The sequence below is a fragment of the Roseovarius halophilus (ex Wu et al. 2025) genome (assembly GCF_047086965.1).
The window spans coordinates 1-23,782 of sequence record NZ_JBKOTX010000078.1; the positions used below are offsets into that span (position 1 = coordinate 1).

Annotated in this window: 30 protein-coding genes; 20 read left to right on the top strand and 10 right to left on the bottom strand. The window is 66.0% G+C overall.

All coding sequences use genetic code 11. From position 1 onward, the window contains the following. The first annotated feature begins 121 nt into the window (after positions 1-121). From ACH107_RS16100 to ACH107_RS16125, 6 genes are read left to right on the top strand one after another with little or no spacing between them, the layout of a single operon-like run. Positions 122-733 carry a BMC domain-containing protein gene (locus tag ACH107_RS16100; protein WP_412506707.1) on the top strand — a complete coding sequence of 204 codons (612 nt, stop codon included), beginning with the start codon at positions 122-124 and terminating at the stop codon, positions 731-733. Further along, entirely contained in the window at positions 733-1,176 is a 444-nt protein-coding gene (locus ACH107_RS16105) for a hypothetical protein (RefSeq protein ID WP_412506708.1), read from the top strand. Before ACH107_RS16100 ends, ACH107_RS16105 begins: the two co-directional genes overlap by 1 nt. After that, positions 1,173-1,412 (top strand): EutN/CcmL family microcompartment protein, encoded by a 240-nt coding sequence (locus tag ACH107_RS16110; protein WP_412506709.1) that lies wholly within the window; start codon positions 1,173-1,175, stop codon positions 1,410-1,412. The genes ACH107_RS16105 and ACH107_RS16110 overlap by 4 nt, the downstream gene beginning before the upstream one ends. 42 nt (positions 1,413-1,454) lie before the next feature. Further along, the gene (locus ACH107_RS16115; protein WP_412506710.1) at positions 1,455-1,739 is read left to right on the top strand and encodes a BMC domain-containing protein; all 285 of its coding nucleotides are present in this window, start codon (positions 1,455-1,457) and stop codon (positions 1,737-1,739) included. 22 nt (positions 1,740-1,761) lie between these two features. Beyond that, complete coding sequence (locus tag ACH107_RS16120; protein ID WP_412506711.1) at positions 1,762-2,391, top strand: microcompartment protein; 630 nt, start codon at positions 1,762-1,764, stop codon at positions 2,389-2,391. A gap of 17 nt (positions 2,392-2,408) precedes the next feature. Then, on the top strand, positions 2,409-3,086 hold the full coding sequence (locus ACH107_RS16125; protein WP_412506712.1) for a cysteine hydrolase family protein: 678 nt from the start codon (positions 2,409-2,411) through the stop codon (positions 3,084-3,086). Between the two features lie 48 nt (positions 3,087-3,134). On the opposite strand, the gene ACH107_RS16130 is transcribed toward ACH107_RS16125, so the two are convergent. After that, a complete protein-coding gene (locus tag ACH107_RS16130) occupies positions 3,135-3,884 on the bottom strand; it encodes a YebC/PmpR family DNA-binding transcriptional regulator (protein WP_412506713.1) in 750 nt (249 codons plus the stop codon). Between the two features lie 121 nt (positions 3,885-4,005). Between ACH107_RS16130 and ACH107_RS16135 the strand changes: the two genes are divergently transcribed. Next, positions 4,006-5,778, top strand: a complete 1,773-nt coding sequence (locus ACH107_RS16135; protein WP_412506714.1) for an SLC13 family permease — start codon at positions 4,006-4,008, stop codon at positions 5,776-5,778. An 8-nt stretch (positions 5,779-5,786) separates the two neighbouring features. Here the strand turns inward: ACH107_RS16135 and ACH107_RS16140 are convergent, their stop codons facing one another. The 6 genes from ACH107_RS16140 to ACH107_RS16165 all read right to left on the bottom strand — a co-directional run bounded on the left by ACH107_RS16140 (position 5,787) and on the right by ACH107_RS16165 (position 10,952). Continuing rightward, entirely contained in the window at positions 5,787-6,872 is a 1,086-nt protein-coding gene (locus tag ACH107_RS16140; RefSeq protein WP_412506715.1) for a zinc-binding dehydrogenase, read from the bottom strand. A 117-nt stretch (positions 6,873-6,989) separates the two neighbouring features. After that, positions 6,990-7,529: a DUF6512 family protein gene (locus ACH107_RS16145; protein ID WP_412506716.1), complete on the bottom strand. Its 540-nt coding sequence runs from the start codon at positions 7,527-7,529 to the stop codon at positions 6,990-6,992. Then, a complete protein-coding gene (pcaD, locus tag ACH107_RS16150) occupies positions 7,522-8,283 on the bottom strand; it encodes a 3-oxoadipate enol-lactonase (RefSeq protein ID WP_412506733.1) in 762 nt (253 codons plus the stop codon). The genes ACH107_RS16145 and pcaD overlap by 8 nt, the downstream gene beginning before the upstream one ends. Positions 8,284-8,458: 175 nt before the next feature. Beyond that, a complete protein-coding gene (locus ACH107_RS16155) occupies positions 8,459-9,439 on the bottom strand; it encodes a threonine/serine dehydratase (protein WP_412506717.1) in 981 nt (326 codons plus the stop codon). Next, on the bottom strand, positions 9,436-10,269 hold the full coding sequence (locus ACH107_RS16160) for an alpha/beta fold hydrolase (RefSeq protein ID WP_412506718.1): 834 nt from the start codon (positions 10,267-10,269) through the stop codon (positions 9,436-9,438). The genes ACH107_RS16155 and ACH107_RS16160 overlap by 4 nt, the downstream gene beginning before the upstream one ends. Continuing rightward, positions 10,269-10,952: a haloacid dehalogenase type II gene (locus ACH107_RS16165; RefSeq protein ID WP_412506719.1), complete on the bottom strand. Its 684-nt coding sequence runs from the start codon at positions 10,950-10,952 to the stop codon at positions 10,269-10,271. The genes ACH107_RS16160 and ACH107_RS16165 overlap by 1 nt, the downstream gene beginning before the upstream one ends. A gap of 232 nt (positions 10,953-11,184) precedes the next feature. Between ACH107_RS16165 and ACH107_RS16170 the strand changes: the two genes are divergently transcribed. Then, positions 11,185-11,613 (top strand): FKBP-type peptidyl-prolyl cis-trans isomerase, encoded by a 429-nt coding sequence (locus tag ACH107_RS16170; protein ID WP_412506720.1) that lies wholly within the window; start codon positions 11,185-11,187, stop codon positions 11,611-11,613. A 110-nt stretch (positions 11,614-11,723) separates the two neighbouring features. Then, a complete protein-coding gene (locus ACH107_RS16175; RefSeq protein WP_412506721.1) occupies positions 11,724-12,332 on the top strand; it encodes a hypothetical protein in 609 nt (202 codons plus the stop codon). 129 nt (positions 12,333-12,461) lie between these two features. Here the strand turns inward: ACH107_RS16175 and ACH107_RS16180 are convergent, their stop codons facing one another. Next, positions 12,462-13,451: an NADPH:quinone reductase gene (locus ACH107_RS16180; protein WP_412506734.1), complete on the bottom strand. Its 990-nt coding sequence runs from the start codon at positions 13,449-13,451 to the stop codon at positions 12,462-12,464. 123 nt (positions 13,452-13,574) lie between these two features. Between ACH107_RS16180 and ACH107_RS16185 the strand changes: the two genes are divergently transcribed. Continuing rightward, positions 13,575-13,886: a hypothetical protein gene (locus ACH107_RS16185; RefSeq protein ID WP_412506722.1), complete on the top strand. Its 312-nt coding sequence runs from the start codon at positions 13,575-13,577 to the stop codon at positions 13,884-13,886. Between the two features lie 48 nt (positions 13,887-13,934). Here ACH107_RS16185 and irrA read toward each other — a convergent pair whose 3' ends face one another. Continuing rightward, positions 13,935-14,351: an iron response transcriptional regulator IrrA gene (irrA, locus tag ACH107_RS16190; protein WP_412506723.1), complete on the bottom strand. Its 417-nt coding sequence runs from the start codon at positions 14,349-14,351 to the stop codon at positions 13,935-13,937. Between the two features lie 174 nt (positions 14,352-14,525). On the opposite strand from irrA, the gene fabA reads away from it, so the two are divergent. The 5 genes from fabA (at position 14,526) to ACH107_RS16215 (ending at position 18,848) form a co-directional block, all read left to right on the top strand. Beyond that, positions 14,526-15,035, top strand: coding sequence for a bifunctional 3-hydroxydecanoyl-ACP dehydratase/trans-2-decenoyl-ACP isomerase (fabA, locus tag ACH107_RS16195; RefSeq protein ID WP_412506724.1), 510 nt, complete (start codon positions 14,526-14,528; stop codon positions 15,033-15,035). A 27-nt stretch (positions 15,036-15,062) separates the two neighbouring features. Then, entirely contained in the window at positions 15,063-16,292 is a 1,230-nt protein-coding gene (fabB, locus tag ACH107_RS16200; protein ID WP_412506725.1) for a beta-ketoacyl-ACP synthase I, read from the top strand. A 7-nt stretch (positions 16,293-16,299) separates the two neighbouring features. Further along, positions 16,300-17,091, top strand: coding sequence for an enoyl-ACP reductase (locus ACH107_RS16205; RefSeq protein ID WP_412506726.1), 792 nt, complete (start codon positions 16,300-16,302; stop codon positions 17,089-17,091). A gap of 78 nt (positions 17,092-17,169) precedes the next feature. Continuing rightward, a complete protein-coding gene (locus ACH107_RS16210; protein ID WP_412506727.1) occupies positions 17,170-17,469 on the top strand; it encodes a hypothetical protein in 300 nt (99 codons plus the stop codon). Between the two features lie 119 nt (positions 17,470-17,588). After that, entirely contained in the window at positions 17,589-18,848 is a 1,260-nt protein-coding gene (locus ACH107_RS16215; RefSeq protein WP_412506728.1) for a glycine cleavage T C-terminal barrel domain-containing protein, read from the top strand. A 21-nt stretch (positions 18,849-18,869) separates the two neighbouring features. Here ACH107_RS16215 and ACH107_RS16220 read toward each other — a convergent pair whose 3' ends face one another. Further along, positions 18,870-19,739 carry a glycosyltransferase family 2 protein gene (locus ACH107_RS16220; RefSeq protein ID WP_412506729.1) on the bottom strand — a complete coding sequence of 290 codons (870 nt, stop codon included), beginning with the start codon at positions 19,737-19,739 and terminating at the stop codon, positions 18,870-18,872. A 108-nt stretch (positions 19,740-19,847) separates the two neighbouring features. Between ACH107_RS16220 and miaB the strand changes: the two genes are divergently transcribed. The 5 genes from miaB (at position 19,848) to ACH107_RS16245 (ending at position 23,706) form a co-directional block, all read left to right on the top strand. Next, a complete protein-coding gene (miaB, locus tag ACH107_RS16225; RefSeq protein WP_412506730.1) occupies positions 19,848-21,176 on the top strand; it encodes a tRNA (N6-isopentenyl adenosine(37)-C2)-methylthiotransferase MiaB in 1,329 nt (442 codons plus the stop codon). Between the two features lie 257 nt (positions 21,177-21,433). Further along, complete coding sequence (locus ACH107_RS16230; RefSeq protein WP_412506735.1) at positions 21,434-21,979, top strand: OmpA family protein; 546 nt, start codon at positions 21,434-21,436, stop codon at positions 21,977-21,979. Positions 21,980-21,991: 12 nt separating this feature from the next. After that, positions 21,992-22,297 (top strand): hypothetical protein, encoded by a 306-nt coding sequence (locus ACH107_RS16235; RefSeq protein WP_412506731.1) that lies wholly within the window; start codon positions 21,992-21,994, stop codon positions 22,295-22,297. A gap of 200 nt (positions 22,298-22,497) precedes the next feature. Continuing rightward, positions 22,498-23,463, top strand: a complete 966-nt coding sequence (locus ACH107_RS16240) for a PhoH family protein (RefSeq protein ID WP_412506736.1) — start codon at positions 22,498-22,500, stop codon at positions 23,461-23,463. Positions 23,464-23,481: 18 nt separating this feature from the next. After that, complete coding sequence (locus tag ACH107_RS16245; RefSeq protein WP_412506732.1) at positions 23,482-23,706, top strand: hypothetical protein; 225 nt, start codon at positions 23,482-23,484, stop codon at positions 23,704-23,706. The last annotated feature ends 76 nt before the right edge of the window (positions 23,707-23,782 follow it).

The following is a 23,782-nucleotide window of genomic DNA, read 5'->3' on the forward strand; positions in this document are numbered from 1 at the left end:
GACGCCGTCGCCGCGACCTTTCGAGCGTGCAAACATCAGCGCGGAAAGGGCGTCGATGGCACAAGGACGAGTTGCGCCGCCTGATCGCCGAAGAACTTCGTGACCTGCTGAGAAAGTAATCATGGCCGAACTGCGCTCATTCATCTTCATCGACCAGCTGCAACCGCAGACGCTCGCTTACTTGGCCACCTGGATGCGCGGCAGCCTGCCGCGCCGGAACATGGCCGCCCAGATCATCGAGATCGCACCGGGCCTTGATGTCGAGGCATTGACCGATGTCGCGCTCAAGGGCGCGGAGGTCAGCGCCGGGCTTCTCGTGGTGGAGCGGCAGTTCGGCACGCTGGAATTCCACTCCAAGTCAACCGACGAGGTGCATGCCGGGGCCGAGGCCGTGCTGGATGCCGTCGGCGCCCGCCGCGAAGACGTCGCGCCGCCGCGAATCCTCGCGTCGAAGATCGTCACCCGGATCGACCACCAGCACGCGTTTCTGATCAACCGGAACAAGCTGGGCTCGATGATCGTCGGGGGGGACAGCCTTTACCTGCTGGAATGCCAATCGGCCTCCTACGCGATCCTGGCCTGCAACGAGGCCGAGAAAGAGGCCAATATCAAGGTGATCGACTATCGCATGATCGGGGCCAACGGCCGGCTTTACCTCGCGGGTGACGAGGCCGAGGTGCGCAACGCACGCGACGCGGCCGAGAATGCCCTGCGCGACGCGGGAGCACGGTGATGGACGATTTGCGTGGCCTCATACGCCAGATACTGACGGAGGAGCTTGCCGAGCTGCGGGGGGAGTCGCCGGCGCCGCGGCCCCAAATCCGCGAGGAGACGGTCACGCTGCGAAGCAACGCCGACCTGCAGGCATTCGTGCAGCGCATCCTGTCGCTGGCGCAGGACGGCAAGGCGCGGGCAGAAATCGAGGCCGGCCGCCACGTGTTCCGTCTGGGGGCGGAACCGGCCCCGCGGATGGACGCGCATCAGCCTGCCGTAACGTCCCCCGCCGCGCCGCCTGCCGCTGTCCGCTTCGACAGGGGGCTTGTCGGGGAACGCGAGGTCGCGACGCTGCCGGACACGCAGAAATCCATCAGGGCGGCGAAATCCGTTCGCTTCACCCCGCTCGCGCGCGATGAACTGCGCCGGCGCGGCATCAAGATCGAAAGGGAAAAGACATGATTAGAGGGCGTGTCACGGGCCGGGTCTGGTCTTCGAAAAGAATTGAAACGCTTCCGCAGGGTGCCTTGCTCGAGGTCGAGATCGAAGGGGGCGGGCGCATGATCGCCTTCGACCCCCTGGGATGTGCGGATGACGAGGCGGTTCTGATCACGCAGGGGTCGGTGGCGGCCGCCTATTTCACCAAGGTCAAGGCGCCGGTGGATGCGCTGATCGTTGGATCGATTGACGAAAACTGAGGGGCTGACCCCCGGCTGATACTTAGGAAGAGGAGACTACCCATGGCCAGTCAGGCAATCGGAATGATCGAAACGCGGGGCTATGTCCCCGCTCTGACCGCCGCGGACGCGATGGTCAAGGCGGCGAATGTCGAGATCGTCGCGCGCAACGAAGTGGGCGGCGGGCTGGTCTCGGTCGTCGTGAAGGGCGATGTCGGCGCCGTCAAGGCCGCGACCGAGGCCGGCGCCGAAGCCGCCAACCATATCGGCGACGTGACGGCCGTCCACGTCATTCCGCGTCCGCATCCGGATCTCGGAAAGCATTTCGAGGCCGCGCAAACCAAGTGAGCAACCAGGGGATTCCCGCGCCATGACCGAGCTGAGAGTCTATCTGCCGATCAAGGACCTGCAACCGCAGTTCGCCGCTTATCTCTCGACGCCGACGCGGGCGCGGGGCTACCCGCCCTTCGAGGGTCAGCACAGCCTGATCATCGAGGTGGCGCCGGCCCTTGCCATTCACCGGATTGCCGACCTTGCGCTCAAGGTGGCGCCAGACATGGAGCCCGGTATCCTGTTCACCGAGCGCCAGTTCGGCCTGCTGGAGCTACACTCCAGCGACATGGCCGAACTGGACGCCGCCGGGCAGGCGGTCCTTGACGGGATCGGTGCCAAGGCAACCGATCAGATGGCGCCGAAGGTGCTGTTCCACGACATCATCGAGGACTTGTCGGACCAGCACGCGATCATTCTCAACAGGTCGCGTGACGCGTCCATCCTCGTGCCCGGGGTGTCGCTGCTCATCGTCGAGATGGCGCCGGCCCTTTTCGCCTGTGTCGCGGCCAACGAGGCCGAGGCCGCGGCACCGGACGTCACCATCAACGATGTCCAGATGATGGGGGCCTCGGGCCGTATCTTCATGTCCGGTCGGACGGCCGACGTGGAGCATGCCCGCGATGCCATCATCAAGACGCTCGACGGGGTGAAAGGCCGCAAGAGCTGAACCCGAAAGGCCAGCGCATGACATGGAAAACGGCGTACCGTTCATTTTACTACGAAACGGCCGATGAGCCCGAGGATATCGTGCTTGACCCGGGGCGCACGGCGCTGCTGGTCATAGATATCCAGAACACGTATCTGGAGGACAAGGAGACGCCGGAGGAAAACCGGCGGTGGCAGCCTTTCTTTGACCGGATGCGGAACACCGTGATCCCGCAAACCGCGGCGTTGCAGGCATTCTGCCGTGACCGTGGTGTCGAGGTGATCCATGCGCGCATCGCCTGTCACAAGCAGGACGGGCGCGATCGCTCGCTCAGCCAGAAGAAACCGGGGTTCAACTACCTTCTGCTGCCCAAGACCCGCGCGGATTCGCAGATCGTTGACGAGGTCGGCCCCGAGGGTGACGAGATCGTGCTGGAAAAGACGACGGACAGTGCGTTGACCGGCACGAACCTGCGCCTGATCCTGCACAACATGGGCATCACGGACGTCATCGTCGCCGGTATCTTCACCGATCAATGCGTATCGTCAACCGTCCGGTCTCTGGCGGACGAGAGTTTCAACGTCATCGTTGCAGAGGATTGCTGCGCGGCGGCCACGCGGGACCTGCACGAGCATGAACTCCGGGTGATCAACATGATCTATTGCCATGTCATGCAGCAGGACGAGGTGACGACGGCAGAACGCTGGCGCCACTGACAGCCGGCGCGGCAGGGCGGCCGCGCGCCGGCCGCCGCCTGTTATGGTTCATTCGGCCGCGAGCTGGGTCATCACGTCGTCCGACGCTTCGAAATTCGTGGTGACCCGCTGAACGTCGTCGTCGTCCTCGAGCGCCTCGACCAGCTTCATGAGCTTTTGCATGTTCTCGAGATCCATCTCGACGGTCGTCGTGGGCTTCCAGACAAGCTTGGTGGATTCGCTTTCACCCAGCTCGTCCTCGAGCGCGGTAGAGACGTCGTTGAGATCGGTATCGGTGCACCATATCACGTGCCCGTCCTCCGAGCTTTCGACGTCTTCGGCGCCCGCCTCGATGGCGGCCATCATCACCGTGTCGGCGTCGCCGATGTCGGCGGGATAGGTAACCTCGCCCTTGCGCTCGAACATGAACTGGACCGATCCCGTCTCGCCCATGTTGCCCCCGTTCTTGCTGAAGGTGGAGCGCACGGTCGACGCGGTCCGGTTCCGATTGTCCGTCATCGCTTCAACGATCACCGCCACACCGTTCGGGCCGTACCCTTCGTAGCGGATTTCCTCGTAATCCTCGGCCTCGCCGCCGGTCGCCTTCTTGATCGCGCGCTCGATCACGTCCTTGGGGACCGAACTCGATTTCGCCTCTTTAACGGCAAGACGCAGGCGGGGGTTCTTGTCTGGGTCCGGATCGCCCATCTTGGCGGCGACGGTGATTTCCTTGGCCAGCTTGGAAAACAGCTTGGAGCGCGCGGCGTCCTGACGCCCCTTGCGGTGCTGGATGTTTGCCCATTTCGAATGCCCGGCCATTGACGCACCTCCAATGCATTTCCGTGTCTCGCGCCTCTATATGACAGCGGGCGGGCCAGCCGCAAGGCGCTTGCTTTCCTGCGCGCGATGCGGTTGTCTGCGGTTTTGGGCGGGTATCGGCATGACCAGTGACCAGATCGTTCTTTTCTGCCTTTTCGGCGCGGTTTTCGCGCTGCTTTTGTGGGGGCGGTGGCGCTATGACATCGTGGCCTTCGCCGCGCTGATGGCCGGTGTCGTGCTGGGGGTCGTGCCCGCCGAGGAAGCCTTTGCCGGGTTCGGTCATCCAGCCACGCTGGTCGTGGCGCTCGTTCTGGTGGTTTCGGCGGGGCTCGTGCGGTCGGGGGCGGTGTTCCTGATCACCCGAACCCTTGTGGACAGTTCGCGACAGTTGCAGGGGCATGTCGCGCTGATGGGGGGCATCGGCGGCGTGCTGTCCGCTTTCATGAACAATGTTGCCGCGCTCGCCTTGTTGATGCCGGTAGACGTTCAGACCGCGCGCAAGGCGGGCCGCGCCCCGGGGTTGAGCCTGATGCCGCTGTCCTTTGCAACGATCCTTGGCGGGATGGCGACACTGATCGGGACGCCGCCCAACATCATCATCGCCTCCATCCGGGAGGAGACGCTCGGGGCGCCGTTCAGAATGTTCGATTTCGCACCGGTGGGGGGCGTGGTGGCGGCTGTGGGTCTGGTTTTCGTCGCGCTGATCGGCTGGCGCTTGATACCGGTGCGCGACGCGGCGGGCATCGCGCAGGAGGATATCGCCCAGTACATCGCGGAACTGACCGTGCCCAAGGAGTCGTCGCATATCGGCAAGCGGCTGATCGAGCTCGAGAAAACGGCCGAGGAAACCGATGTTGCCATTCTCGGCCTGATCCGGGATGGAAAACGGCGCTATGGCGCGGCCATCAACGCGGAAATCAGGGCGGGCGATGTTCTGGTGCTGGAGGCAACGCCGGACGCGCTGGAGGAGTTCCGCACCGCGCTGTCGCTGAGGTTTTCCGACGAGGAGCGCGAGGAGAAGCTGAAAGCGCAGGGGGCCGGGCTCGACATCATCGAGGTCGTGGTCCCGCAGGACGCCCGTATCGCCGGAAAGACGGCGCAGGCGGTCGGCCTGCACTGGCGCCAGCAATCCGTTCTTCTGGGCATCTCGCGCCAGGGCCGGCGGATCACCGAGGAAGTGCGCCGCACCGAGATCCGGCCCGGCGACATCCTGCTGCTGCTGGTGCCCAAGGATACCGGCGATGACGTGAATACGTGGCTCGGCGGTCTGCCGCTGGCCGATCGCGGCCTCGCCGTGACGCAGGACAGCAAGACATGGGCCGCCATCGGAATTTTCGGCGCGGCGGTTCTGGCGGCAAGCCTGGGGCTGCTTTACCTGCCGGTCGCACTGGGTATCGTCGTGGTTGCCTATGTCCTGCTGCGCATCGTGCCGTTGAACGAACTTTACACGCATATCGAGTGGCCGGTTGTCGTTTTGCTGGGCTCCATGATCCCGCTCGGGGCGGCCCTCGACGCGGCAGGTGGTACGCGGCTCATCGCGGACAGCCTTATCGGGCTGACGCAGGGGTTCCCCGTCTGGGTGGTGCTCGCGATCCTGATGGTCGTCACGATGAGCCTGTCCGACGTTCTCAACAACACGGCAACGACCATCGTCGCGGCGCCGGTGGGGATCGAGATGGCGACGGGGCTGGGGGTGTCGCCCGATCCCTTCCTGATGGCGGTCGCCGTTGCGGCCTCCTCGGCGTTCCTCACGCCGATCGGGCACAAGAACAACACGCTGATACTGGGGCCGGGCGGCTACAGATTCGGAGATTACTGGCGCATGGGCCTGCCGCTGGAGGTGATCGTCGTCGCGGTGGCCATACCGGCCATACTGGTCTTCTGGCCGCTGTAGCGCGCGCGTCAGCGCAGCATGATCACGTTGCGCCGCGCGGTTCCCGATTTCGTGTCCGCGATCGCGTCGTTGATCTGATCGAGCCGCCACCGGGCCGAGATGAGATCGTCGAGGTTGAGCCGCCCTTGCTGATAGAGATCGACCATCCACGGTATATCGCGGCGGATCACAACGTCCCCCATCTTGGAGCCGACCATGGACTGACCGGTCGCCGCGAAATTGCCCGCCTCGTAGCGCGATTCGGCGCCGGTGGCCGGCATGCCGACCATGATGACCTTGCCGCCGCCCGCAAGGTATCGCGGCGCGGTGTCATAGGCCGGGGCCGCGCCCACTGTCACGAGCACGGCATCGGCGCCGCGCCCCATGGCGGCTTTCGCTTCGCGCCAAGGCTTGTCCTGCGTGGCGAGAACGCCGTCAGTGGCGCCGAAGGCGCGCGCATCGTCCAGCTTTTCCGCGTTCATGTCGATGGCGACGATACGGCGCGCGCCGGCGATGCGGGCGCCCTGAATGGCATTGAGCCCGACGCCCCCCGCCCCGATCACGACCACGTCCTGCCCGGCGCGCAGCCCCGCGGCGTTGACCACGGCGCCCACCCCGGTGATGACGCCACAGGCCAGCAGGCTGGCCGCGTCCATCGGCATCCCCTCGGGCAGGGTCACGACCTGCGACTGGTCCACGACGACTTTCTCGGCGAACGCGCCACAGGCGAGCGCCTGGGTCAATGCGCCGCCCGAGGCCGTTTGCAGCGGGCCATCCATGCCATCGTACGAGGTTTCGCACCCCGTCGGGCGCCCCGCACCGCAAGACGGGCACTGCCCGCAGGCCCGGATGAGGGTGACCACCACCGGATCGCCCTCGGCCAGCCCCGTGACGCCGGCGCCGAGGGCGGTGACACGTCCTGCCGCCTCGTGCCCGTAAACCGCCGGCAGGGCGCCGCCCCACGCCCCGTCAGCGTAGGAGATGTCCGAATGGCAAATCGCCACCGCATCAAGCGTGACCTCGACCTCACCGGCATCGGGCGCGCGCAAGCGCACGTCCTCGACGGACAAGGGTTCGCCGAAGGCGTGACAGACGGCGGCCTTGATTTTTTGCATGGAGCCCTCCGAAAATTTCAATGCACTCTGATCGCGATTCTTGCCCCGGATCAAGCCGGAAAGCGCCGGGATCGGCGGCGCGGGCGGTATTCCGACCCGCGGCCTTGTCTGGAAAAATCACCGTGCATCCATGCCGCGCAGCCCCGTGCCCGGATCCACGAACAGCCAATGATCGGGCGGAAAAAAGCTGAAAAGCGAGAACGCGATCAGTAGTGCCGTCAACAATCCGAGGCCGAGCCGGATAAGCACCGGTGATTCAACACGGCATGACAGCAGCCCGGCCGCCACAACCTGCCCGGCCATGACGGCCAGAACGAATGTCCCGATATCGAGAACCAACAGGTTGTCGCCGAGGATCGCGGTGTACCCTGTGAAAATCGTGACGATCAACACGGGCGCCACAAGAAGAGCGAAGCCCCTGATCGCGAAACATCCTGCCCTTCCTCGCGTCGTCGTGCCGCACGTCACGACCGCCCAGACAAGGCCGGGCCAGAACGCCAGCTTGAGATGCTCCCAGATCGATTCGTTCACGGCCGCGACCACCGCAACCGGTGGCCATCTCCCGGCCCAGTCGAAGACGAAGTGCAGGGCGGACCCGGTCAGGATGATGAAAACGGCGCCGATCGCCTCGTTCCGTAATATCCTGCCGTCAAACATGGCTGATCCTCGCCAGAAATTCCGACAGCAGAATTGCGAAGTTTTCGGGTCGGTCCACGCAGGGCAGATGGCCCGCCTGACGGATCAAGCGGAAGTCGGCGCCGGGAATGAGCTCGACGGTTTCGCGGACAAGGTCGGGCGGGGTGGAACGGTCCTCCGAGCCGGCGATACCAAGCGTGGGCAGGCGCAAGCCGCTGGTCGGCGTGTAGAAATCCGTCCCCGAGATGGCCGCGCAGGCGCCGGCATAGCCTTGCGGATCGGTGCGGCAGAACAGATCCCGTACCGGTTCGTGAGCGCCGCCGGCGCGGAAGGCACGGGAAAACCATCGCTCCATCGTCGCGTCGACAAGCCCTGCCATCCCGCGTGTTTGCGCGGTCTCGATCCGGTCCCGCCATTGGCCCGGATGCCCGATTTTCGCCGCCGTGTTCGAAAGCACCAGCCCCCGAACGAGATCAAGCCGTTTGACGGCAAGACCCTGCGCCACCATGCCCCCGATGGACAGGCCGACGAAAACGCTGTCGCGCACGCCGAGATGGTCCAGAAGCGCCTCGGTATCGCGCACGAGCGCGCCCATCGAGTAGGCCGGCGCCGGTACGGCCGACCGCCCGTGACCGCGCATGTCGTACCGGATGATCCGCAGCCCCTCGGGCAGCAGGGGCAGCACGTCGTTCCAGATCGTCATGTCCACCCCGAGCGCATGGGCAAGGACAAGGGCCGGGGCGTCGGCCGGCCCGTCGTCGTGGTAGTGCAGCATGGTCGCAGGTGGCGGGGTTTCGCGTGTCAACGGCGAGGCCAAATTTCACCCCCTGTCATCATTCGCGCAGCGGCCGGGCGGGGCCATGGCCAGCGCGTCGCGCGATGCCGCGGCGGTCAGTGGCGCGCGTGTCACGGGGCGCAAGTCTGCCGGGTCTTGCCCGCCGTTCGATCGCTCACGCGCCATACCGGGAAAGGGCCCTGTGGTAGAGGCCGGCATCCACGTTACCTCCTGAAATGGTGGCGATGACCGTGTCGGCGTTGATATCGTCGTGCCGGAAAAGCGCGGCGGCAAGTGCCACGGCGCCGCCCGGTTCGGCCACCAGCTTGAGCCTCTGGAAGGCGAGCGCCATGGCGTGGAGCACTTCGTCCTCGCTCATGACAAGACCGGGGCCACAGAGCCGCTTGAGGATCGGAAAGGTGATTTGCCCGGGCGCGGGGGTGAGGATCGCGTCACAGATACTGTCCGATTGCCGGTTGTTGTTCTCGATCCGACCCGAGGCGAGTGACCGGGCCGTGTCATCGAAACCCTCAGGTTCGCAGGGCCGCGGGGTGAAGTTCGGCGCCTCGGCCTCAAGCGCAAGGGAAATCCCGGCGGTGAGGCCGCCGCCGCCGCAGCAGACGAGGACATCCGCCTTGCCGATGCCCGCCTCGCGCGCCTGTTCGGCGATCTCCAGCCCGCAGGTCCCCTGACCGGCGATGACCTGCGGCTCATCGTAGGGTTTGATCAGCGTCAGGTCACGGTCGGCCCGGATGGCCGCGCCGATCTCCTCGCGGCTTTCCCCGCCTTGCCGGTCGTAAAGCACCACCTCGGCCCCGAGTGCACGGGTATTGCCGATCTTGAGCGCCGGTGCATCCGAGGGCATCACGATCACCGCCGGCACACCGAACTCCCGTGCGGCCCGCGCCACGCCCTGTGCATGGTTGCCGCTGGAATAGGCGATGACGCCCTTGGCCCGGGTCGCGTCATCCAGCGCGGACAGGGCCGCGCGCGCCCCGCGATACTTGAAACTGCCGGTGTGTTGCAGGCATTCGGGCTTAACGAGGACACGCCGCCCGGCGATGTCGTCGAGGAAGGGCGACGACAGAAGCGGCGTGCGCCGCACATGGCCCCGCAACCGCGTTTCGGCGGCGCGGATCATGTCCATATCGCTCATGCGGCGTCCTCCAGCAGGGCGCGTATCGCGTCGAGGGCTTCGGGTTCGTCGAGAAACGGTACATGGCCGCGCTTCGGTACCTCGGCCACGATCATGCCGGGATGTCTTTTCTTCATCTTTTCAAGCGTCTGCTTGCTGAACAGGTCCGAATTCGCGCCCCGGATCGTGGCGAGCGGAATGCTCCGGAGATGGTCGAACAGCGTCCAGAGGTCCGGTGCATCGCCCGTGGCGGCTTGACCGCTCAGGGCCTTGTGCAGCGCCGCATCGTAGCGCAAGCCGAGGCCGCCACCGGGTTTTTCGTGGAACATGTGCGCGGCCTGCGCGCGCCAGCGGTCGAGCGTCACGCCGGGAAAGTCGGCGGCATGGACATGTTTCAGCGCCGCCGCCGCCGCGTCGAGATCGGGCAGGTCGGGTTCCTTGCCGACATAATCCATGATCCGCGCGAGCCCCTCCTGGGTGACCTCGGGGCCGATATCGTTGAGCACGACGCCCGACAGCCTGTCGCCATGCGAAAGCGACAGGGCCATGGCGACCAGCCCGCCGCGCGAGGTGCCGATTATGACGGCGCGGTCAAGTCCCAGATGATCCATCAATTCGATCACGTCCTGCCCTTCGCGGACGATGTTGTAGTTCGCGAAATCCGGGTCGTGATCCGATTGCCCACGGCCCCGGTAATCCAGCCGGATCAACCGGTTGCCGGGAAATTGCGGGCGCATGAATTCGAAGTCTGCACTGTTGCGGGTCAGCCCGGCCAAGCAGATGACCGGACGGCCGGTGCCGCTGTCCTCGTAATGCAGGCCAAGGCCGTCGGTGGTGCGGAAACGGGGCATCAGGCGGCAAGCTCCGGTATCTGTGTCAGGTCGTCAAGCACGTGGCGGGGCCGGCCCGGCAGGCGGTCGACAGGGTCGCCCGCGCGATTGACCCAGGCTGTGGTGAAGCCGTAGCCGGCGGCGGCGGCCGCATCCCACCCGTTGGACGACACGAAAAGCACATCCCCGCGTGCGGCGCCGAAGCGCGTGCCGACCATGTCGTAGACGGCCGCGGCGGGTTTGAAGATGCCCACGGTTTCGACCGACAACACGTCATCCAGCAGCGACCCGATCCCGGCCGAGGCGACCGCGGCAGCGAGCATGCCGGGTGAGCCGTTCGACAGGATGGCAGTATTTTTATCCATTTCTTTCAACGTCTTGAGAATTTTCGGCACCTCGGGGTAGGCGGCCAGCTCGCGATAAAGCTGCAACAGGCGGTCGCGCAGCCCGGCATCGCCGTGCAGGCCCTCGGCCTCCAGCGCCCAGTCCAGCCCGTCCTGCGTCACCGCCCAGAAATCCGTGTGCTGGCCCATCACGGCCCGCAGCCACGTGTACTGTAATTGTTTTTGTCGCCAATGGCTTGCGATGGCGGGCCAGTGTTTCGCGAACACCTCGCGGCCGGGTTCGGCAGCGGCGGTGCGCGCGGCGGCGGCAACGTCGAAAAGCGTGCCGTAGGCATCGAAGATACAGGTCGTGATCGGCATGGGCCCTCCGGTTTCCACGGCAGAGTGGCACGCCCGGCGGACGGGGGAAAGCCCTGTCGGTATCGCGGCGGGGGCGCGTTCGTATCCCGTCGGTGCGGAATCCCGCACTGTGAGCAGGATAGCCTGTTTGCGTTTCGCCCGCGCAAGGGTTAGATTCGGCGCCAGTCGATCAAGAACCCGCGCGGAGCGCGCGGCCTTGCCAACTCATCCCGCTATACAGAATGGAGACCGCATGACCGAGGTACAATCGGGCGACACTGTCCGTATTCACTACAAGGGGACGCTTTCCGACGGCGAGACCTTTGACAGCAGCGAGGGCCGCGACCCGCTGGAATTCACCGTCGGGTCGGGCCAGATCATCCCCGGGCTGGACCAGGCACTGCCCGGCATGGCAGTGGGCGAGAAGAAAACCGTCGAAGTGCCGGCGGACGACGCCTATGGCCAGGTCGACCCGAACGCGCGCCAGGCCGTGCCGCGCGCCGACATCCCCGAGGACATCCCGCTTGACCTCGGCACGCGGCTGCAGGTCCAGACCCCGCAGGGCGAACCGATGCCGGTGACGGTTGTCGAGGTCACCGACGAACAGGTGACGCTTGACGCCAACCACCCGCTGGCCGGGCGTGACCTGACCTTCGCGATCGAGCTGGTCGAGATCGCCTGAGGCCACGCAGGCCCGATGACAGTATCCGCGCGCCGGGACCGCCCGGCGCGCGTTGCGTTTCAAGAGCGGCGCGCTAGGCTGGAAGTGAAACGACAGCGGGGACAGCGCCGATGACACCCACCGAAAAACTGCTCAAGCGCATTCGCGAATTGCAGAAAGAGCTGGACGCCGAGTTCGCCGCACGTCGCGAGGCCTTCCGCTACAGCGTCGAGAACGGGCGCGTCGTGTTCGAGGCCGAAATGCGGCGCCGCCACCGCGAGATGCGCGTGCGCCTGTGGGCCTTCCTCGCCCGTACCAGGCCCATGGTGGTGATCACCGCGCCCGTGATCTATTCGATGATCGTGCCATTCGCGCTGCTGGACCTGTTCTTGACGGTCTACCAGCGGGTCTGCTTCCCGGTCTACGGGATAGAGCGCGTGCGCCGCGCCGATTTCATCCGGGTCGACCGGCACCATCTGGCCTATCTCAACGCGCTTCAGAAACTCAATTGCGTCTATTGCGGCTATTGCAACGGGTTGATCGGCTACGTTCAGGAAATCGCCGGGCGGACCGAGGCCTATTGGTGCCCGATCAAGCACGCCGCCCGGGTGGGCGCCCACCACGCCTATTACGCGCAATTCGTGGATTACGGCGATGCCGAGGGCTTTGCGCCCGGTCTGGCGGCCTTGCGTGACCGGGTCACGCAGCCGGGCCTGTCGGGGATCGAGCCGGGGGGATGACCCGGCGGGAACCGGGTGCTGCGGAGATGCCGGGGCGGGGGGCACGCCTTGGCCCGGCGACGCCCGGCGATGTTACGGCACAACCGAACCATGGTTTCGTTCGCCCCGCCGCCGATCCGTCAAAGGCGGCTAGCCCACGTCCAGCAGCACCGCGCCCGCCCGTCCGGGCTGCATGACGGCCTCGTGCGCCGCCGAGCCCTGCGCCAGCGGCAGGACGCGGTCGATGGCGGGGCACAGCGCGCCGGACCCGAGCGCGGCGTGAAGCCTGTCGATGGCCGCCTGCCGGGGGGCGTCGGGCAGGATGTAGACAAGCGTGATGTCCAGTTTCAGCGCCTTGAACAGGAACGGGCCGAAGGGCAGGTGCGGCGTCATGTCCTTGCCCGAGCCATAGGCCGCGACCGTGCCGAGCGGTTTCATGACCTCGGCCAGCAATGCGGCGTTGGCGCCGAACTCCACCTCGATCGCGCGGTCGATGCCGGCACCTTGTGTGGCGTCGGTGATGCGGGTGGCAAGATCGGGGTCGGCGTAGTCGAAGACGTGATGCGCCCCGGCGGCGCGCACCCTGTCGGCCGCGCCGGCCGATGCCGTTGCGATCACCGTCGCGCCGCCCCAGGCGGCCAGTTGCACCGCGTTGTGCCCGACCGCGCCCGCGCCGCCGCTGACCAGCAGCGTCTTGCCCGCCACGTCGCCATCGCCGAAAACCGTATGCGCCGCCGTCAGCCCCGGGATGCCCAGCGTCGCGCCTGTTTGCAGGGAGACATCCGCGGGCAGGGGGACGGCCTGCGCGGCGGGCAGGGCGATGTATTGCGCGGCGGTGCCGAAGGGGCGTTGCCATTGGCCATTCCAGACCCAGACGCGTTGCCCGATGCGCGCGCCGTCCACGCCCGCGCCGACGGCCTCGATCACGCCCGCGCCGTCGGAATGGGGGATGATCAGGGGGAAGTCGGGCGTGGTGACGCCGGGGCGGGCGCCGGCCCGCGCCTTGGCATCGGACGGGTTGACGCCGGAATAGGCCAGCCGGACCAGCACGTCGCCGGGCCCGGGGGGCGGGGTTTCGATATCGACGGGGGCCAGTACCTCGGGGGCCGGGCCGAAGCGGGAATAGGCGAGGGCGTGCATCGCGGGTTTCACTTTCGCATCTTCATGATTTGTTAACCGTAATGCCCGATTTCTGGCGTCCCGGTTCGGGCCTTGGCGGCGCGGCCACGCCGCGATTGATCGCATTAAAGACAGGAGGTCACAATGAATTTTCCACGCAGCTGGGTCACGGCACCACTTTTCGCCGCCGCGGGGGGGCTTGCGGCCTGCGCCGTGGACATGGAGCCCGCCGTTTCCTCGTTCAACGAGGCGAGCGTCGGGATCCAGATCGACGGCAACGCGCTTGAATTCGCCGACGAGGCCAGCCGCGCCGAGGCGATCCGCAAGGCCGATGCGCGGGCGGCCGAGGTCTGCGCGCGCGGCCCGAACCGCAAGGCGGAGTTTGCCAGCAGCCGCCAGATCCCTACCGGGCAGTACAGCTACGTGGTCGAACGGCTTTATCTCTGCCTGAGCTGACGCGGCGGGGCGCCGGGGCCGTCCCGGCGCGCCATCACGCACCTGTCATCAGGTGCGGCGCAGCCGGATCACGACGTCGACGCTGGCGATTTCCGCGCCGTCCGGGGCGTTGGGCAGCCGCGCGATCTCGAGCTCGTCGGCGGGCGCGTCGGTCAGGCTGTTCTCGTCTTCCCAGAAGAAATGGGGGTGATCGTGGGTGTTCGTGTCGAAATAGCTTTTCGAGCCGTCGACCGTCACTTCCTGGATGAGGCCGGCGTCGCAGAACGCCTTGAGCGTGTTGTAGACGGTTGCCAGTGACACGCTTTCCCCCTGTTCACGAACATCGGCGAACAGGCTTTCGGCGGTCACGTGGCGGTGCTGGCCGTCACCCACGAGCATCGCGGCGAGCGCGACGCGCTGACGGGTCGGGCGCAGCCCCGCTCCGGACAGCCAGTTTGCTCCGCGGTCTCGCGCTTGCGGTGTCATGGCGCACGCCTCCTTCGTCCTCAGGGAAATATAGGGGGCGAGCGGCGGTGATTTCAAACAAATTTCCGCGGCGCTTGCGGGCGGCCCGGCGTCGCGGCAGGCTTGCAACGGGGAACAGGCGGGTGATACAGGGATTGCTGATACCGCAGGAACGAAGCGAAAGGGGCCGCCTGAATGGCCGATTATCCGAGCAGTTTTGACCGTGACGAGCTGTTGAGATGTGCCAGGGGCGAACTGTTCGGTCCGGGCAACGCGCAACTGCCGGAGCCGCCGATGCTGATGATGGACCGGATCACCGACATATCCGGGGATGGCGGCCCGCACGGGGCGGGCCACGTGGTGGCCGAGTTCGACATTCATCCGGACCTGTGGTTCTTCAAGTGCCATTTCCCGGGCAACCCGATCATGCCCGGCTGCCTTGGCCTTGACGCGCTTTGGCAGCTCACCGGTTTCAACCTCGGCTGGCGCGGCTGGCAGGGGCGCGGCTACGCGCTGGGCGTCGGCGAGGTCAAGCTGACGGGGATGGTGCGGCCCGACCGGACCATGCTCACCTATTACGTGGATTTCACGAAGGCCGTGCAGACGCGGCGGCTGACCATGGGCGTGGCCGATGGCCGGGTTGAGGCCGACGGCGAGGTTATTTATCAGGTCAGCGACATGAAGGTCGCGCTTTCGGAAAGCTGACCGCCGGCAATCTAGGGAGTACGCAAAATGCGTCGTGTTGTCGTGACCGGGCTGGGCATCGTTTCCAGCATCGGGAACAACGCCGAGGAAGTCCTGTCATCTCTCAAGGAGGGCCGCAGCGGCATTACCGCCAACCAGGAAATGACCGATCACGGCTTTCGCAGCCAGGTGGCCGGGGCGCTGGATATCGACCTGGCCGAGCACGTGGACAAGCGCGCGCTGCGGTTCATGGGGCCGGGCGCGGCCTATGCCCATATCGCGATGACGCAGGCGATCGCGGATGCGGGGCTGGAAGAGGACGACATCGTCAACCCGCGCACCGGCCTCGTCGCGGGGTCGGGCGGGCCCTCGACCAGCGCGATGCTGGCGGCCCACCAGACCGTGCTGGAAAAGGGCAGCCCCAAGCGCATCGGCCCCTTCGCGGTACCCAAGTGCATGAGCTCGACCATATCGGCCAACCTTGCCACGGGGTTCCGGATCAAGGGGATCAACTATTCCATCACCTCGGCCTGTTCGACCAGCCTGCACTGCATCGGCAACGCGGCCGAGCAGATCATGATGGGCAAGCAGGACGTGATGTTCGCCGGCGGCGGCGAGGAGCTGGACTGGACGCTGTCGTGCCTGTTTGACGCGATGGGCGCGATGTCGTCGAAATACAACGACAGCCCCGCGACCGCGAGCCGCGCCTTCGATGCCGACCGCGACGGTTTCGTGATCTCGGGCGGCGGCGGGATCGTCGTGCTGGAGGATCTCGACCGTGCGGTGGCGCGCGGCGCGCAGATCTACGCCGAGGTCACGGGCTATGCCGCCACGAGCGACGGGCATGACATGGTCGCGCCGTCGGGCGAGGGCGGCGAGCGGGCCATGCGGCTGGCGCTGGAGCAGCTGCCGGAGGCGCGCGAGGTGGGTTACATCAACGCCCACGGCACCAGCACCCCCGTCGGCGACGCGGGCGAGGTGGAGGCGGTGCGCCGCATCTTCGGTGCGGGCAACGTGCCGCCCATCAGTTCCACCAAGTCCATGACCGGCCACGCGCAGGGCGCGGCCGGCGCGTTGGAGGCGATCTTCTGCCTGCTGGCGCTGGAAAACGATTTCATCATCCCGTCGATCAACATCGAAACGCTGGACCCGGCGATCGAACCCGGCGAAATCGCGACCGCACGCGCGGACGGTGCCGGGCTCGACACGGTGATGACCAACAGTTTCGGTTTTGGTGGCACCAACGGGTCGATGCTGCTGAGCAAGTATCACGGATGACACGCACATGAACGGTTCAATGCAGGGCAAACGTGGCCTGATCATGGGGGTGGCCAATGACCGCTCCATCGCGTGGGGGATCGCGCAGGCGATGCATGGCGCGGGCGCCGAACTGGCGTTTTCCTACCAGGGCGAGGCCTTTGCCAAGCGCGTCGAGCCGCTTGCGGCCTCGGTCGGATCGGACCTGCTGCTGAACGTGGATGTCACCGATGACGCCTCGCTCGACAGCGCGTTCGCGGAGCTGGGGGAGCGTTGGCCGACGCTTGATTTCGTGGTCCACGCCATCGCCTATTCGGACAAGTCCGAACTGGCGGGGCGGTTCGTGGACACGTCGCGCCGCAACTTCAAGCACTCGATGGAAATCTCTGCCTATTCCTTCATCGACGTGGCCCGCCGGGCCTATCCGCTCATGAAGGAGAATGGCGGCTGCATGCTGACCCTGACCTATCAGGGATCGAACCGCGTGGTGCCAAATTACAACGTGATGGGCGTGGCCAAGGCCGCGCTGGAGGCCGCGACGCGCTACCTTGCCAATGATCTGGGGCCGGAGGGCATCCGCGTGAACGCCATCAGCCCCGGCCCGATGAAGACGCTTGCCGGGGCCGCCATCGGCGGCGCGCGCCGGACCTTCCGCCACACCGAGGAAAACGCGCCGTTGAGGTGCAACGCCACGCTGGACGCGGTGGGCGGCACCGCGGTTTACCTTGCCTCGGATGCCGGGGCCTGCACGACCGGCGAGATCATCAAGGTGGACGGCGGCTATCACGTACTGGGCATGCCGCAGACGGAAAACCTTTAACAACCCGGCAGATCGCCGCCACCGTTCCGCCGCACTTTCGCCACGCAGTTATGGCATCGTGCCACGATGCAGGACGGGATGCCACGATATCTCCAGCGGCCCGGCCGCGGAGCGCGGCAGCGCCAGCGTGCCGCGGTGGCCCGGCGATGGGCCCGTTTCGTGATGGTGCTGCTGGGGGCGACCGTGCTGTTGGCGATCTGGCAGGATGAACGGCTGGCGCCGCCCGTGCATGCGCGGATGGAACGGGCCGTCATGGCCCTGACGCAGATGCCGGCCAGCAGCGAGGAGATCCGGGCCCATCTCGCGCGGCTGTCGCGGTCCGCGGGCGGCGGCGGCGGCTCACCCGTCGTCGGGTGGCTGATGAAACTCAATCAGTAATACGTGATCGCGGGCGCGGCGTTCTTGATGCGACGGGGATGCGCGCCCAAGTTTATAGTATGACTTGGCAGAACCGCTCACACCCGAACGTGCCCGGCGTGGATCAGTCGGATCGTCTGATGCCGGTCAATCTGCGCCAATCCGGGCCGACCCCGGTGCAGATGCTGGTTTCCACCCGCGTCCGCAAATCCCCTTTCTGGCACCTGTCCGTCGAGGCGGGCGCGTGGCGCGCGACCGTCTACAACCGAATGTACCACCCGCGCGGCTACGTGAAGCCCGAGGATGGCGGCGCCATGGCAGAGTACCGCGCGCTGGTGACCGGCGTGACGCTGTGGAACGTGGCCGTGGAGCGCCAGATCCGCGTCAAGGGTCCGGATGCCGAGGCATTCGTGAATACCGTCATCACGCGCGACGCCACGCGGATATCCCCGATGCGCGGCAAGTACTGCATCCTGTGCAATGACCGGGGCGGAATCCTGAACGACCCGGTGCTGCTGCGGCTGTCGCGGGACGAATTCTGGTTCTCGATCTCGGACAGTGACCTGCGGCTGTGGCTGGAGGGCGTGAACACCCCGCGCCGCTGGGATATCGGGATCGACGAGATCGACGTGGCGCCCTTGCAGGTTCAGGGACCGCTTTCCGAGGACATGATGGCCGACCTGATCGGGGAGGAGCTGCGCGAGATCCCCTATTACGGCCTCATGGAAACCGAGATCGCCGGCTGTCCCGTGGTCATCAGCCAGACCGGGTTCAGCGGCGAGAAGGGCTACGAGGTCTACGTTCGCAATGCCACCGAGACGGCCGAGCCGGTCTGGTATGCCCTGCGCGGGATCGGGGCGCGGTATGGCCTGCGGGTCATCGCGCCGGCGCATCACCGGCGCATCGCTGCCGGGATCCTGTCATGGGGGCAGGACATGGACGCCGAGACGTCGCCGTTCCAGGTGAACCTCGCCTACCAGGTGCCGCGCGAGAAGGCGGCGGATTACATCGGCAAGGCGGCTCTGGAACGGCAGCGCGCCCAGATCGAGGCGGGCGGCTATCCGTTCAGCCTGAAACTTGTGGGGTTGAAGATGGGCGGCAAGCCCATCACCGATTACGCGCCCGATTTCTGGCTGATCGGCGATGAGACGGGGCGCCGGTGCGGCTATGTCACCTCGCCCTGGTGGTCGCCCGAGCTGGAGACGAACATCGCGCTGGGATACGTGCCCTGGGCCCGGTCCGCGATCGGGACGCGGCTGTGCGTCGAATTGCCCGAGAGTTACGCCGACGCGCCCGGCGCGCCGGTGCCGGCGATCGTCAGCGAGGTGCCGTTCGTGCCGTCGGCCCATCCCAGTGCGCGCGAACAGGCCAGGAAACAGGGCCGGGACGCAAGCGCGTAGAGCAGTCCGGGCGCGGACGGGTCAGAACCACTGGCCCGGCTCCATCAGCCCGAGATCGAGCAACTGGCGCGAGTGCCATTCGAACGGGGTGGAATTGTGCCATTTGAACCCGTGGATGTCGAAGCGCGAGCCCGGGTTGCGCTTCAATGCCTTGGCCGTTCTGAACGACACGATGGCCGCTGTCAGGTTGTTGTGCCACGGGCAGGCATAGGTATTGTATTCCTCGTCCGAAAAGGTGTGGTCGGGGCGCAGCGCGAGATCCGGCTTGCTGCGGAACAGCGCGATGCGGTCGATCTTGCGCCGCTTGGCGGGGATATGTTCCTCGTAGCGCCAGCGCAGGCCACCGTAGAAATCCAGCTGCCGCTCCTTGGGGTGGTCGTGATTCTCGGGGTCGTGCCGGGCCAGCGCGTAATAGCCCGACTTGTCCATGTAGGCGTCTTCGAGCGATACCGCGCCGGGGCAGGCGTCGAGGTCACCGGCGTAGAGGTCGATCACGTAGGTCAGCATCGCCTCGCGCCGTTCCTCGGTGTGGAAGGTCAGCATCTCGCCGACGGTGCGCGTTTCGCAGAACGGGTAGAACAGGTACTCGGTATTGAAACAGTAATACAGCCATATGCCCGGCGCGGCGGCGATGACCGCGTTCACCGTGTCCTCGAACGATGCATCACGGTTGAGGTCGTGGCTGATTCGATCCACCCGCGGGGCGATATCGTCGGCGAGGTCGAAACCGTCGGGCATCAGCACAAGGACCTTGCGAAAGCCGGCATCGAGATGGTGGCGCACGGTGCTGTCGATCTCGACCTCGTCCTCGACGAGGATCAGCGCGACCGGCCCCTTGGCCAGCGCCGTTTCCGGGTTGGAAAGGTAGGTTTCGAGATCCGGGTGCTGCATCGTCATCCTGCCGTTTTCGGCGCAGGGTCTGCCAATTCGCCGTGCATTGCAAGTGACCCCCGCCTTGATGTAGGCAGACAATCTGAAACCGTGACGGGACCGGGTATCATGGCTGATCCGAAGAAACTGTTCATCAAGACCTATGGCTGCCAGATGAACGTCTATGACAGCGAGCGCATGGCCGAGGCCATGGGCGGGGCGGGCTATGTCGAGACGCAGAGCCCGGAGGAGGCCGACATGATCCTGCTCAATACCTGTCACATCCGCGAGAAGGCCGCCGAGAAGGTGTATTCCGAACTGGGCCGTTTCCGCGCCCTGAAGGAGAACAACCCGGATCTGAAGATCGGCGTGGCGGGCTGCGTCGCGCAAGCCGAGGGCGAGGAGATCATGCGCCGCCAGCCGCTGGTGGACATGGTCGTCGGCCCGCAGAGCTATCACCGCCTGCCGCAGATGGAGGCGCGGGCGCGCCAGGGCAAGAAGGCGCTGGATACCGACTTCCCGCTCGATGACAAGTTCGAGACCCTGAAGAACCGTCCCAAGGCCAAGCGCGGGCCCTCCGCTTTCCTGACGGTGCAGGAGGGGTGCGACAAGTTCTGCGCCTTCTGCGTGGTGCCCTATACCCGTGGTGCGGAAGTGAGCCGCCCGGTGGCCCGCGTGCTGGCGGAGGCGCGCGACCTCGTGGAACGCGGCGTGCGCGAGATCACCCTGCTGGGCCAGAACGTGAACGCCTATCACGGCGAAGGACCGGACGGGCGCGACTGGTCACTGGCCCGGCTGATCTGGGCGCTCAACGACATCGACGGGCTGGAACGCATCCGCTTTACCACCAGCCACCCCAACGACATGACCGATGACCTGATCGCGGCGCATGGCGCGTGCGAGAAGCTGATGCCGTACTTGCACCTGCCCGTCCAGTCGGGCAGCGACCGCATCCTCAAGCGGATGAACCGCAAGCACACCGCCGAGAGCTACCTGCGCCTGATCGAGCGTATCCGGGCCGCGCGCCCCGATATCCTGATGTCGGGGGATTTCATCGTGGGCTTTCCCGAGGAGACCGAGGCCGAATTCCAGGCCACGCTGGACCTGATCGAGGACGTGAAATACGGCTACGCGTTTTCCTTCAAGTATTCCACGCGGCCGGGCACCCCGGCGGCCGAGCGCGCGCAGGTGGACGAGGACGTGAAATCGGAACGGCTGCAGCGCCTTCAGGCCCTGATCACGCGCCAGCAGCGCGAGGTTCAGGACGCGATGGTGGGGCGCACGGTCAAGGTCCTGTTCGAAAAGCCCGGCCGGCTCGACGGCCAGTTGGTGGGGAAATCGGAATACCTGCACGCGGTGCATGTCGCTGATTCCCCGGCCCGGGTGGGAGAACTGGCGTCGGTGGACATCGTGGAGAGCGGGGCGAATTCGCTGGGCGGACGGATGCGCGCGGCCTGAGCCGCGTCAAGACCGCGCAATAACATGGCGAATTCGCTGGTGAATGCCCTTTGGTCACCAGTGCCTGCGCATCTCTAGGTATTGTTTCCAAAACAGCCACAATATCTGGGGAATTATGCTTCACATCATCCAATTTCTTGTTAAACTTTGGCGACAATTTGCTTATTCGGTGGCGTCGCGTGCGACGGCCGAAGCTGGGGAAATGAACAAAAGGATTAGGGGCTGTGACAAGGGATTTTTCCAGAACAGTTCGCGGCATGCTGGGCGCCGCCGTCATCGCCGCCCTGGGTGCCGTGGCACTACCTGCCGACGGGCTGGCGCAGCAGGACGGACGCACGGTTCAGGGCGAAAGGTACGTTCCGACCATCTGGGTCGATCCCGACGGGTGCGAACACTGGGTGATGGACGACGGCGCGGAAGGTTACATGAGCCCGCACGTGAACCGTCAGGGCGTACCGGTCTGCCGCGAGGCCAACCTGTGCGGCGTGATGAACACCGACACCCTGTTCGCCACCGACAGCGCACGGATCAACACATCCGGCCAGAGCCGGCTGAAGGATTTCTTCCGGCAGGCCGACGCGGTCTCGTACACGATCGTCGGGCATACGGACAGCCGCGCCTCGGACGCCTACAACATGGACCTGTCGCTGCGCCGGGCCAATTCGGTCGCGGCCGTGGCGCGCAGCGTCGGCGCGCGCATCGCGGATGTCCGCGGATACGGCGAACGGATGCCGCGGGCGACCAACAATACCGTGGCCGGCATGGCGCAGAACCGCCGTGTCGAAGTTATGTGCTGGCGCTGAGGGGGCGACGTGATGAGAACAGTTAAAATCCTGATGGCCCTGCCGGTGGCCGGCCTGCTGGCCGCCTGCGACGCGGGGCCGGACAAGAGCATGGACCGCAACCTGATCGACCGCGACCACCTGAGCACGATGCGGGCCGGGATATGGGTGGATCCGAACGGCTGCGACCACTGGATCATCGACGACGGCGTCGAGGGCTACCTGTCGCAGCGGCTGGACAAGTTCGGCAAGCCCGTCTGCTCGGGCAGCGCGCCGCCGACCGTGGCGACGGGCGATTTCAAACAGGGGTCGACGAACACGATCGGTGATCCTATCTGAGAAATTGGAAGCACCCTACCAGGCGGCCGCCGGTCCACGTGCCCGGCGGCCGTTTTCGTTGCGCGACCATGACAATTCATCACGTGCGGCCTGTTGTGCTTGAACCACGGGGCATGACAGGGCACCATTTCATGGCACAACCGCCGAAGGAGATCCGAGTGGCCACGACCGCGCCGATATCGGCCCCCGACCCGAGCGCGATGCACGAAAGCGTTGTCGAGTTTCCCGACAACCTTCTGCTGATCGACCTGTGCGGCGAATACGACCGCAACCTCGCCGAGATCGAGAAATCTTTCGGGGTACAGATCCTGCGCCGGGGGAACCAGCTCGTCGTCGTGGGCGAGGAGACGGCGGCGAAAGAGGCCGAAAAGGTCCTGCGCGCGCTTTACCTGCGACTGGAAAGCGGCAAGTCGGTGGAGCCGGCCGATGTGGACCGCGCGCTGCGCATGGGCGCGCCCGAGCCAGAGACGGGCACGCGCGACGGTGACCAACTGGAGATGTTCAAGGGCGGCCCGGTCGAGATCAAGACCCGCAAGAAGCTGGTGGAACCCCGGACCGACGCGCAACGGTCCTACGTGACCTCGCTTTTTGCCCATGAACTGGCGTTCGGCGTGGGCCCGGCCGGGACGGGCAAGACCTACCTTGCGGTGGCCGTCGGGGTGTCGATGTTCATGGAGGGCCATGTCGACCGCATCATCCTGTCGCGTCCGGCCGTGGAGGCGGGCGAGAAGCTGGGATACCTGCCCGGGGACATGAAGGAAAAGATCGATCCCTACATGCAGCCGCTTTACGACTCGTTGCACGACTTCCTGCCCGGCAAGCAGCTGGCCAAGCTGATGGAGGAAAAACGCATCGAAATCGCGCCGCTGGCCTTCATGCGGGGGCGGACGCTTGCCAACGCCTTTGTCGTGCTGGACGAGGCGCAGAATGCCACCTCGATGCAGATGAAGATGTTCCTGACCCGCCTCGGTGAAGGGTCGCGCATGGTGGTCACCGGCGACCGCAGCCAGGTTGACCTGCCGCGGGGTGTCACGAGCGGCCTGCACGACGCCGAGCGCCTGTTGAAGCCGATCGAGGGCATCGGGTTTACCTATTTCTCGGCCCGCGATGTCGTGCGCCACCCGCTTGTCGCCGCGATCATCGACGCGTATGAGGCAGACGGCTAGGCGCGCGGCGCCGGGGCGATGTCCGGCAAGGCCGGGATGGACAGGATGCTGACGGATACGCTTGTGGAAGATGACAGGTGGGCGGCGCTCGACCTGCCCGGTCTGGCCGAGCGCGCGGCCGCCGCGGCCCTGCGGCATCTGGATCTGGACCCGGCCGACTGGGAAATCAGCCTGCTCGGGTGCGACGATGCCCGGATTGCCGCGCTCAACGCGGATTTCATTGACGGGCATCCGCCCGAATGAGCGGACCGCCCCGGCACCTGCCGCTTGGCGCCGTTATGACGGTGCTGGCCGGGCCGTACTGACCGACGCAACCTAG